Source organism: Streptomyces sp. NPDC028368 (assembly GCF_055565615.1).
In genome coordinates, this window is the sequence record NZ_JBVHTY010000005.1 from 504,895 (window position 1) to 516,541 (window position 11,647).

7 protein-coding genes are annotated in these 11,647 nt (G+C 72.9%); 4 read left to right on the plus strand and 3 right to left on the minus strand.

The features are described 5' to 3' along the window. Positions 1-196: 196 nt before the first annotated feature. Complete coding sequence (locus ACZ4S3_RS15160) at positions 197-2,275, plus strand: asparagine synthase-related protein (RefSeq protein ID WP_467932437.1); 2,079 nt, start codon at positions 197-199, stop codon at positions 2,273-2,275. Between the two features lie 96 nt (positions 2,276-2,371). Here ACZ4S3_RS15160 and ACZ4S3_RS15165 read toward each other — a convergent pair whose 3' ends face one another. Together ACZ4S3_RS15165 and ACZ4S3_RS15170 are read right to left on the minus strand one after the other, a co-directional pair. Continuing rightward, positions 2,372-4,324: a sigma-70 family RNA polymerase sigma factor gene (locus ACZ4S3_RS15165; protein WP_467932443.1), complete on the minus strand. Its 1,953-nt coding sequence runs from the start codon at positions 4,322-4,324 to the stop codon at positions 2,372-2,374. A gap of 245 nt (positions 4,325-4,569) precedes the next feature. Then, a complete protein-coding gene (locus ACZ4S3_RS15170) occupies positions 4,570-5,520 on the minus strand; it encodes a TetR/AcrR family transcriptional regulator (protein WP_467932445.1) in 951 nt (316 codons plus the stop codon). 375 nt (positions 5,521-5,895) lie between these two features. Here ACZ4S3_RS15170 and ACZ4S3_RS15175 point away from each other — a divergent pair, with 375 nt between their 5' ends. Both ACZ4S3_RS15175 and ACZ4S3_RS15180 read left to right on the plus strand, forming a co-directional pair. Beyond that, a complete protein-coding gene (locus tag ACZ4S3_RS15175) occupies positions 5,896-7,275 on the plus strand; it encodes an NAD(P)/FAD-dependent oxidoreductase (RefSeq protein WP_467932550.1) in 1,380 nt (459 codons plus the stop codon). Between the two features lie 323 nt (positions 7,276-7,598). Continuing rightward, complete coding sequence (locus ACZ4S3_RS15180; protein ID WP_467932448.1) at positions 7,599-9,374, plus strand: ATP-binding SpoIIE family protein phosphatase; 1,776 nt, start codon at positions 7,599-7,601, stop codon at positions 9,372-9,374. Positions 9,375-9,387: 13 nt separating this feature from the next. Here ACZ4S3_RS15180 and ACZ4S3_RS15185 read toward each other — a convergent pair whose 3' ends face one another. Beyond that, positions 9,388-10,674 (minus strand): MFS transporter, encoded by a 1,287-nt coding sequence (locus ACZ4S3_RS15185; RefSeq protein ID WP_467932552.1) that lies wholly within the window; start codon positions 10,672-10,674, stop codon positions 9,388-9,390. 174 nt (positions 10,675-10,848) lie between these two features. Here ACZ4S3_RS15185 and ACZ4S3_RS15190 point away from each other — a divergent pair, with 174 nt between their 5' ends. Further along, positions 10,849-11,409 (plus strand): MarR family winged helix-turn-helix transcriptional regulator, encoded by a 561-nt coding sequence (locus ACZ4S3_RS15190; RefSeq protein WP_467932451.1) that lies wholly within the window; start codon positions 10,849-10,851, stop codon positions 11,407-11,409. Positions 11,410-11,647: the final 238 nt, after the last annotated feature.

Below are 11,647 nucleotides of genomic sequence, written 5' to 3' on the forward strand. Positions count from 1 at the left end.
CACGGGGGGCCACCCGGGGCGGACGCATCGCCCGCGCACACCGGGAAACGCCCGCACCCCGGCCTCTCTCCGACGCCTCCCGCGCGCCGCTGTCATGGCAGCATGGTCCGCGCAACACCATGGCGAAAGCTTGGCAATCCGTTGTACGGGGCGGCCGTTGGCCCCTCGGCGGGCGGGGAATCGGGTGGAGGCGGCGATGCGCTGGTTGGTGGGGTGGAGCAGTACCGCCACGGGACCGGCCACCGGCGGAGCGGGCCCCACGGTCCTCCCCGTAGGCGCCCAACTCCTGTGGGGCGACCCGGATCCGCTGTGGGCCGTAGGCGACTGGCGGCCCGACGAGGTGCGCGTCGTACAGGCCGACCCCGAAACCCGGCTCGCCGTCTTCGGCGTCTGCGGTGCCACCAACGACCAGCTGCGCGTCGGCCTGTTCGCGGCCCGCGGCGGCGCACTGCGCCATCTCACCGCCTGGCCGGGCAGCTACACCGCCGTCGTCCAGGTAGGCCGGCGGATCACCGTCACCGGCGACCTGGCCGGCGCCCGCCCCGTCTTCCACACCCCCTGGGCCGGCGGCACCGCCTACGCCACCGCCGCCCTCCCGCTCGCCGACCTCATAGAGGCCAGCCTCGACGTCGGCCACCTCGCCGCGCTGCTGGCCTGCCCGGATGCCCCCGAGGCGCTCGGCGCCGGCACGCCGTACGAAGGCGTCCGCCGCATCCCGCCCGGCCATGCGCTGGTACTGCGCGGCGGCGCCCGCGACATCGCCTCATTCGAGCCGGCCGCATCGCTCGCCGTCGCCGCGCCCCAAATCGCCCCGGAGCAGGCCGTGGACGGGGTCCGCGAGGCGCTGATCGAGGCCGTTCGCGCCCGGCTGTCCGGCCCCCGGCACGCCCCCGACCCGGACGGCCCCGACGGCCTCGACCCCGGCCCGGTGCCCGGCATGGGACCCGCCGAGCGACGGGCCGCCCGCGGCGCACCGGCCCCCGGCATCGGCGCCGACCTCTCCGGCGGCAGCGCTTCCGGGACCCTCGCGCTCCTCGCCGCCGGCCTCCCCGGCCAGCCCGGCACCCTCAACGGCCACGGCGCGCGCCTGCTCGCCGTCACCTTCAACGACCGTTCCACGGGCGGCAGCCAGGCCCACCGCGAGGCCGAGCTGGAACGCGCCCGCAGCATCGCCGACAACCCCCGCCTGCGCCATGTCGTCGTCGCGGCGGGCGAGGAGGCCCTCCCGTACGCCGACCTCGAATCCGGCCCGCTCACGGACGAGCCCGGCCCTTCCCTCATCACCGCCGCCCGCCACCGCCGACGGCTGCTCGCGGGCAGCGCGGACCACTTCGTCGGGAACGGAGCCCGCCAGGTCCTCGACGCCCACCCGGCCCGGCTCGCCGACCTCCTCATGGACCGCCGGCGGCGCCATCTGCTGCGCCCGGTCACCGCGCTGGCCAAGGCCGACGGCCCCTCCGCGCAGTCCGTCCTCGTCCCCTTCACCGTCTATCGCGCCGCCCGCAAGCTCGCCCGTACGCCCTACGGAGAGGGCATCACCGATACCGCGCGGCGCCTCATGGAGCGGCAGTTCGCCGACGCACCGGTGGCCGGCGGCGCCGTCGACGCCTCGCTGGCCGCCCTCGCCTGGTGCCGACCGGGGCCCGCCGCACGCTGGCTCACCGGGGAGGCACTGGCCCAGGTGTCGACCCGCCTCAGCGAGGCGGCAACCCGCTCGCCCACCGTGGGCCGCCCCGGAGAACGGCGCGCCCGCGCGTCGCTGGCCCGCCAGGCCGCCGACCACCGCGTCTTCGAGCAGGCCGCCGAGATCCGTGACCAGCGGCTGCACGCCCCTTTTCTCGACAACCGGGTGGTCCTCGCCTGCCGCGCCCTGCCGGACACCCTGCGGGTGCAGCCGGGAGCGCGGGCGGCGGTACTGCGCTCGGTGCTCTCCGGCGCCGGGGTACGGGATCTGCCGGCCGGATGGGGCGCCACCTCACAGCTGACCCATGCGGCCTCGGTACGCGCCGGGCTGCGCAACGCCGTGGGCGAACTGGTCGGGCTCTTCGACGCCCCGCTGCTCGCCGACGCGGGGCTGGTGGAGGCGCGGGTGGTGCGCAAGGCGCTGCGGTCGGCGGCCGAGGGTGAGCCGCTGCCGCTGGACGGGCTCGCCGAGCTGGTCTCCACGGAGTTGTGGCTGCGGCGGCTGCTGGCACGGCGCGGCACCTGCTGGACGGGCGCGGCGGCGCGCCAGCGGGCGCTCGCGGGGGGTGTGGTGCCCCGCGCACGGCTGTGAGCGTCGCCGGTATGACGCGCCGGGCAGCGCCCGCCCTGGCCCCGCCGTCACCGCCCTGGCCCCGTCCTCACCCTCCCGGCCCCGTCCTCGCCGCCGTCAGCGACAACTGATCTGCGACCGCGCCCAGTCGCCCAGTGCCACCACATCCACCGGCGTCTCCGGCTCGACGACCAGCCGCAGCGTCCTACGGCCCGCCAGCGGAACGTGCACCGGCACCGCCGGCTCCCCGCCGTGCATCACGCCGGACTGCCACAGCCGCGCCCCATCCGCGTAGACGGAGAAGCGCACCGCACCCAGTCCCAGGCTCAGATCGTCGACCCCGGCCACCGCGTCGTACGCGGTGCACCGGCGGTTGAGATCGATCAGCACCGAGGACGGCCCGTGCACGGTCACCCCGTGCGGATACGTCGTCCCGTCGACGCGCGGCCGCTCCCGCTGCCACAGCCAACTGCTCCCGAACGCCCGCACCTCCGGCTCGGTGCCGTCGCCGGTGACGTCGTACGACAGCGAGTTGAGGTGATACGCGGTCGACGGGGGCGGCGGCGTCGGGGTGGGCTTCGGCGGGGGCAGGGTCGGAGTCGGCGTCGGGGTCGGCGGGGGTGTGGGCGTCGGCTTCGGAGGGGCCGGAGCGGGCGGGGGAGGAGGCGTCGGCGTGGGGGTGGGCTTCGGGGCCGGCGCGTGCCCGGGGGCCGGCGGGAGCGGCTTCGGCGTGTGCTTCGGCGGCCTGGGGGAAGGGGTCTGCGGCGCGACGGGCGCCGGCCGGTGCGGCTTGGCCTGCGGCTCCGGCGGCGGCTGCGGGGAGCCGGTCAGCGCCAGCGCGAGCGCCGCGCCCGCCACCACCGTCACCCCGACCCCGATCCCGACCTTCACCGGCGCGCCCAGCCCCTCGCTCAGGGCGGCGCCCCCGGCACCCCCGGCCGCACCGGACCCGCCCCCCGAGGCAGCCGCGGCCGCACCGGCCCCCGCCGCCGCACCCGCGGCCCCCACCACCGCGGCCGCCGCCTTGACGGCGTACCCGGCGGCGAACCACCCGATGACCGCGACCGGCAGCACCGCACCGATCCGCTCATTGACGTCCGCGACCTCCAGCGCGGCCGTACGGCACCGGGCGCACTCGTCCAGATGCTTGCGCAGCCCCCGCTCGGCCCGCATCCGCAGCCCGCCCCGGGCGTACGCGCCGAGCCGGTCGGCGTACCGCGCACAGTCGCCGCCGGCGGTCAGCGACTGGCTGACATGCGCCTGCAGATACGCCTGCTTGAGGCCCTCGCGGGCACGGTGCGCCAGTACGGCGGTGGCGTTCGCGGTCAGCCCGAGCAGCGGGGCGACCTTGCTCGGCGACTCGTCCTCGATCGTGGTGTGCCACAGCACCGTCTGATAGCGCTCCGGCAGGCTGCGGAACGCCTGCATCGCCATCGACTGCTCGGCCTCCTGCATGGCCCGGACGTCCGCGCCGAGATCCACGGTGTCGTCATCCATCGACGACCCGGCCGCCGACACCGCGAACACCGCGAAGTCCTCGACCAGTTGCTCTCGTCGCGCGGTCTTCGCCCAGGCCGCGGCGACCCGCCGGACGGTCGTCAGCAGATAGGCACGGACCGCGGAATCGGGGCCCGCGCCACCGCGCACCGCCTGCAGCGTGCGCGCGAAGACCTCGCCGGTCAGATCCTCCGCGGTGTGCGTGTCCCGGCAGCAGCTGCGCGCATAGCGCCGTACCGCCTCGGCGTGCCTGCGGTACATCTCCTCGTACGCCGCATCGTCGCCGGCCCGCATATCGGCGATCAACTGGCCGTCGGACGGCGGGAGTTCACCGCTCCCGACGGCAGCCGGATCGTTCACGGAGCCGGCCGCCCGCCGCCCACCGGAGCGGCCGCGCTGCGTCGGCACCCCGCGGCCGGCGTCCTCGGCACGGTCATGTTGTTCACCGGCACGGCCCGGCGGGGGAGTCGCCCCCAGCGGCCCGGACTGCCCGGGAACCTGCGGGGCCGACCTGCCCCGCTCGCCGAACCCGGCCGCACTGCCGCGCCGCTCGTCCCGCCCGTCAACACCCATCGCCCAGGCCCCCGAACACGCCGTCACACCGGAACACCGCGCAAGCGTGCCACACCGGGGGTCCGGGCTTCAGGGTCCCGACGGGCAACCACTCATCCGAGGATCGTTCTTGTACGACCGCACTAGCCTTCACCCGTACGGGGGGCATCCGCCACCGGAGCGTGCGGACGACGCGGCGCGGCCGTCCGGCCCGTCCGGAAGCCCCCGCCTCACGGGGCCGCCCGGACGGAACCGGTAGCCGGAACTCACCCGACGGGGCGCGAGCGCAGCCCCTCCAGCAGGATCTCCAGCAGCCGCGCGGACGCGGCCTGCTGCTGACCGGGGTCGGGCAGCGACGGCGCACCCGTGGCGATCACCAGCAGGAGGTCGGCAACCGTCACATCGGCCCGCAGCTCACCGGCCCCCTTGGCGCGCTCCACGAGCCGCCCGACGACCTCCAGCAGCGCCTGCGCGCCGGCGGTCTCCTCGGCGCTGTCCGGCGCGCCCTCGGGCGCCTCCGCGGCGGCCACCGCCGTCTCGCCGTGCGCATCCTCCGGCGTGCCCCGCTGGGCGACCACGCGCAGATCCGCCTCCACGTCCGTGTCGGACGCCGCCCGCTGCTGCGGCACCCGCGCCTCGGCCACGTCGTCGGCCGGCCGCTCGGCGTCCGCGCTCACCCGCAGGATGCTCGGCGGCAGCAGCCGCCCGGCGCCCGAGGCGACCGAGGTCCGCAGGAACCGGGAGAGCGCCGACCATGCGTCGTCCTCCTGGCCGAGCGCCGTCCGTGCCTGGTCCGTCAGCCGCGAGGTCTCCTCCTCGGCTATCCGCCTGACCAGGACGTCCTTGCTCGGGAAGCGGCGGTAGACGGTGCCGACGCCGACCCGGGCCCGCCGTGCGACGTCCTCCATCGGTGCGCCGTAGCCCAGTTCGCCGAACACCTCGCGCGCGGCCCGCAGGACATGTTCCAGATTGCGCTGGGCATCCACCCGCAGCGGCGTGCTCCGGCCGCCGACGCCGAGACCGACGCCGACGCCGAGACCGGCACCGGCCTTGGCGTCATGTCCCACGCTGTCACCGCTGTGGACCTTGCCGTTGCCGTTGCTCTGTCCGTTGCTCTGGCCGATGTTGTGGCCGATGTTGTGGCCGTTGGTCCCGCCGCCGTCGGATGTGTCCGCGGTGGCTACGGCTGTCGGCCATTGAGAGCCCTGAATATGCATAGTGATTCCCCCGGTAATGACGTCTCCCCCCGGAGACTCCCCGCCCTGACGGTCGGGGCATACCGACGAGAGGGTGCACCCCAACGAGATACGAACATAGTTGAGCCCGGGTCAAGAATGAAGGGGGTGTTCCGCACAGTGCGCCCCCCGATCGGCCCAACGGACCGGTTCCGCCCCGATTGCGCACCCGCCCGCTTCCCGTCACCAGGGCCCTGACCTGCACACCTTCCGCCCCGTCAGCGGAAGATGACCGTCCGTCTCGTCGGATGCCCCCGGTCATACATTTCGTCGAGCCTGTGGACAAAGCCGTTCCCGGGGTGCGTCATGGAACAGTGGTGTCGGGTCGACCTCGCGAGGAGTACCTCTGTGACGGCAGTGTCTTCCAACGAAGTGGCGCGCATTCTCGTGGTCGGCGGTGGTTACGTCGGGATGTACACCGCCCTGCGGCTGCAGCGGACGCTGAAGCAGGAGCTGCGGCAGGGCAGCGTCGAGATCATCGTGGTCGACCCCGAGCCGTATATGACGTACCAGCCGTTCCTCCCCGAGGCCGCGGCCGGCTCCATCTCCCCGCGCCATGTCGTCGTACCGCTGCGCCGGGTGCTGCCCCAGTGCCATGTCGTCATCGGCGAGGTCACCGCCCTCGACCACAGCGAGCGCACGGCCACGATCACGACGCTGGCCGCCGAGGAAACGGGCTCCGGGCACATCGACGTGGCGTACGACGAAGTGATCCTCGCGCCCGGCTCGGTCTCCCGCACCCTCCCGATCCCCGGACTGGCCGACGTCGGCATCGGCTTCAAGACCGTCGAAGAGGCCATCGGCCTGCGCAACCACGTCCTCGAACAGCTCGACATCGCCTCCTCCACGCGCAACCCCGAGGTCCGCGACGCCGCGCTGACCTTCGTCTTCGTCGGCGGCGGCTACGCGGGCGTGGAGGCGCTGGCCGAGCTGGAGGACATGGCCCGCTTCGCCGTGCGCTACTACCACAACATCCAGCCCGAGGACATGAAGTGGATCCTGGTGGAGGCCACCGACCGGATCCTGCCCGAGGTGGGCCCGGACATGGGCCGTTACGCCGTACGTGAGCTGCGCGCCCGCAATATCGACGTACGGCTGGAAACCCGGCTGGACTCCTGCGAGAAGCGCATCGCCGTCCTCAGCGACGGCGCCCGTCTCCCGACCCGCACCCTGGTGTGGACCGCGGGCGTCAAACCGCACCCCATCCTGGCCGCGACCAAACTGCCGCTCAATTCCCACGGGCGTCTCAAGTGCACCGCCGCGCTCCAGGTGGACGGCGTCGAACACGCCTGGTCCGCCGGGGACGCGGCCGCGGTTCCCGACCTGACGGCCGACCCGCCCGCCGGTCCCGACGAGGACCGCGTGACCTGCGCCCCCAACGCCCAGCACGCCGTCCGCCAGGCCAAGGTGCTCGCCGAGAACATCGTGGCGACCGTGCGCGGCGGCGAGATCAAGGACTACGCGCACAAATACGTCGGCTCGGTGGCCTCGCTCGGCCTGCACAAGGGCGTCGCGCATGTCTACGGCCGCAAGCTCAAGGGCTACCCGGCGTGGTTCATGCACCGCGCCTACCACCTCAGCCGGATGCCCACCTTCAACCGCAAGGCACGGGTGCTCGCCGAATGGATCCTCGCGGGCCTGTTCAAACGCGAGATCGTCTCGCTCGGCTCGCTGGAGAACCCGCGCGCCGAATTCGAACTCGCGGCGGGCACCGGCCGGCACAACGAAGTCAGTTGACGATCCCGCCCGACCAGGGAATTGACGTCATGTCACTGTCTCAGACCGTGCGCGGACCGGAGCGCGGAACTCCACGCCGACGCCCCGACGTCTGACGGATGTCAGTCCGGTCGGCCACACTGGACGTGTGACCATGGGTGGGCTCGTATCTGCAAAGAGTGACAATCACGAGGATTCTGGACGTTTGCTGCATTCCGCGAGAGGGCGCCGAGAGTGCCCCCAGCCGACACTCCACCGGCCTGTGGCCGGGCGGAGCCAAGGGGAGTACCCGCACGCCGACGGCCCGATCCCGCGCGACGACGCGAAGTAAGAGGTATCCCTCCGTGATCTTCACGCGCTGGAGCGCCAAGCTCCCCGGCACACAGCGGCGCACGGCCGCGCGGTCCGACCGCGCCACGCCGCCCGCCGGACCCGCCGCGCCGTCACCGTCCGCCACGCCACCGGAGGCCGGCGACACGTCGACCACGTCCGGTACGGGATCGGTCCCCGCCGCCCGCGCCGAACCACCCGCCACCGAGGGACCGGCCCCCGTGGCAGCGCCGCCCACCGTCGACGCGCTGTCCGTACACGACATCCTCGGCACCATCCCCGCCCTGGTGGCGGTCGTCTACGGCCCCGAGCACCGCATCGCCTACGTCAACGGCGCCTACGCCGGCGTCTTCGGCACCCGCCCCGCCGGCCACACCGCACGCGAGGCGCTCCCCGAGCTGGCCGAGCTCGGCCTGCTGCCCCTGATGGACCAGGTGCTGCGCAGCGGCAAGCCCCGTACGGTCAAGTCCCGCCGGGTCCCCGGAGGCGGAGGCCAGGACCGTACCCGCGACGGCTACTACACCTTCACCTGCACCCCGATCGAGGTCGCCGCCAGCGGACCCGCGCCCGACCCGGAGGTCGCCTGCGTCGCCCCGCACCGCGGCGTGCTGGTCTTCGGCGCGGACGTCACCGACCAGATCGAGTCCGCGGAGCGCCTCCGCGCCAGCGAGGCCCGCCAGCGCGAGGCCGCCGTCACCCTCCAGCGTTCCCTCCTGCCCCAGGAGCTGGAGCAGCCCGACGACCTGTGCGTGGCGGCCACCTATCAGCCCGGCGGTACGGACGCGGCCGTCGGCGGCGACTGGTACGACGTCATCACCCTCGGCGCCGGCCGCACCGCCCTGGTCATCGGGGACGTCATGGGCCGCGGAGTCCGCGCCGCCGCCGTCATGGGCCAGCTCCGCACCGCCGTACGGGCCTACGCACGCCTCGACCTCCCGCCCCACGAGGTCCTCCAGCTGCTGGACGGCCTGGCCGCCGAGATCGACGCCAGCCAGATCGCCACCTGCGTCTACGCCGTCCACGACCCCAACGAAGGCCGCCTGGTCTACGCCTCGGCCGGCCATCTGCCCATCCTGGTCCGCGACGCCGACGGCGTGGTCCGCCGCGCCGCCGAACCGACCGGACCGCCGCTGGGCACCGGCGGCTGGCTGCACACCTCCGGCTCCGTCCCCCTCGGCCCCGGCTGCAGCGCCGTCCTCTATACCGACGGCCTCGTCGAACGCCGCGACAAGGACATCGACCACGGCGTCGAAGCGCTGGAGGCGGCCTTCGCGGGCGCCACGGGAGCCCCCGACATCGTGTGCGACCGGCTCCTCCGCGCCCTCGGCATCACCGCCGCCCACGACGACGACGTCGCCATCCTCGCCCTGCAGCACCCCGAACGGACCGGCCACGACGCCGAGCTGTTCCACAACGCCGCCCTCGAACTCCACGGCGGCACCGAAGCCGCCCCGCGCGCCCGCGCCTTCGCCTCGGGAGTCCTGGCCTCCTGGCGCTTCTCCCCCGAGCTGCACGACCTGGGAGTCCTGGCCGCCAGCGAACTGGTCGCCAACTCCCTCCAGCACGGCACGCCCCCCATGCGGCTCCGCCTCCGCCGCACCGACCGCCGCCTGATCATCGAGGTCACCGACGGCGACGACCACCTTCCCCGCCGCCGCCGCGCCGAACCGGCCGACGAGGCCGGCCGCGGCATCTCCATCGTCGCGACCATCGCCTCGTCGTGGGGCTCCCGCCGCACGCCGGGCGGCGGCAAAGCCGTCTGGTGCGAATTCGCGCTGCCTCGCGGCTAGCGCAGCCGCCCGCTCACACGGCCGCGGCCACCGGCTCCGACCGCGGCGCGGGGACCGCCGCCACCACCCGATGCGGGTTGTCCTGCACCGGCCGCAGCATCCGTCCCAGCCACAGCGACAGCCCCGTGATCCCCAGCGAGCACACCACGAGCATCCCGATGTACGCCACGGACATCCCGTGCCCCACCATCAACGCTCCCACCGCCGGCCCAACGGCCAGCGCCAACTGCTTGACCAGCGCAAACGCCGAGTTGTACTGACCTATCAGCGAGGCGGGCGCCAGATCCGCCACCAGCGGAGCCACCGTCGGCGACAGCATCGACTCACCGATCCCGAACAACGCATACGTCGAGATCAACAGCGCCGTCGCCACGACCTGCGCACCGTGCACCAGCCCGGACACCCCGGCGCCTATCCACGCCACGGTCCAGATCATCCCGACCAGAGCCATCACGCGACTACGCCGCCGCCGCTCGACCAGCCGCAGCACCACGAACTGCGCCGCCACGATCGCCGCCGTATTGGCCGCCAGCGCGATACCGAGCGTGGCCGGCGCGATCCGGGTGACCTCGGTGGCGTACGCCGCCAGACCCGACTCGAACTGCCCGTAGCAGGCGAAGAAGAGCACAAAGCCCAGCACACACAGCCACACCATCCGCCGGTCGGCGAACAGCGCCCGCCAGGCACCCTTGGGCCGCTCCTCGGTCGGCACCGCATCGTCGACCTTCGGCGCCCGCGGCAGCCGTACGGTCGCGATCGCGGCACCCAGCACCAGGAACATCACGGCCTCGATGGCGAACAGCCGCACAAAACTCGCCGGATGCGCGGCGTCGACCAGCAGGCCACCGACCAGCCCACCGACACCGAGCCCCAGATTGTTCAGAAAGAACTGCGTCGCGAACGCCCGTGACCGGGTCACCGTCGTCGAGCACCACACGATCATCGTCGCGAGGGCCGGCTGTATCACCGCGATACCCGCGCCGAGCGCAACGGCCGAGGCGATCACCAGCGGCTCGGTGCCGGACAGCCCCAGCCCCAGCGCACCGATGGCAGCGGAGACCGTACCCACGATGGCCACCGGCAGCGGACCCCGCCGGTCGATCACCCGGCCGGTCAGCGGCAGCACGGCCAGCGCGGACACCGCCAGCATTGCCAGCACCACACCCGCCGTACTCGCACCGAGGTCTCGCACCTTGGCCACGTAGACATACAGATACGGAACCGTGAAGCCGTTACCGAACGCACTCAGTGCGTTCCCCAGCTGGATCCGGCGCAGCGCGGCGCCCATCGCGGTGGTCACACTCACCTACCTAGGTCAGTCAAAAGACGAATAAGAGACACGAACCCAGGAGACGAGGCCTCACCGACAGGACCGGACAGTCACACCTTGAAGACTTCAACTCTAAAGTTCGAATCTAAAGAGTACACAACGAAGGACTTCGACGCCAATGACTTTCGTGTCATACTGCGCCGCATGCCTGAGCTCTCAGATGCGGCCCCCGACGCGAACGAGCCGAGCCTCGAGGAACAGATCGCGGCCTACCAGCGCGAGTTCCAGGACCTCGACCCCCAGGTCGAGCAGGTCGTCTCCGCACTTCAGCGCCTCAACCGGCGGATGAACGTCGCCTACGGGCGCCAGACGGCAACCCTCGGCCTGAGCAACGCCGAATGGGAGGTCCTCAAGGCCCTCGTCGTCTCCGGAGCCCCCTACCGGCTGGGCCCCGGCGAACTCGCCAAACGCCTCGGCCTCACGCCGGCCGCCATGACCCACCGCATCGACCGCATGGCGAGCGAGGGCCTGGTCACCCGAGAGCGCGATGAGAACAACCGGGTCCGCGTCATCGTCGAGCTGACCCGCGAAGGCCGCGAGAAGTGGCTTGAGGCCATGCGCCTGGCAACGGTCTTCGAAGAGGACCTCCTCCAGGACCTCTCCAGCGACGACCGCCACCGCCTCGGCGAGGTGCTGACCCGCCTGCTGCGCCGCGTGGAGGACGCCCAACCGGACGCCGAAGGCCGCCTCAAAGACCTCGACTGACCCAAGTTGACACGCCTCTACCCCATCCGTAGTGTTCTCCGAGTTGCCCCGGAGCCCATCAAGCCCCAGGCAGCCATCCCGCCGCTTCGCGGCACACCACTACTGCACGGCCCCTCAACGGGAGCGATTTCGGCATGCCGAATTTCGATTCCAGACTCGATTATGAGTCACCGAGGAATTCCGCTAAAGTAGTGACCCCGACAGGGAATCGGAACTGAATTCGAACCGGAAACGGAAC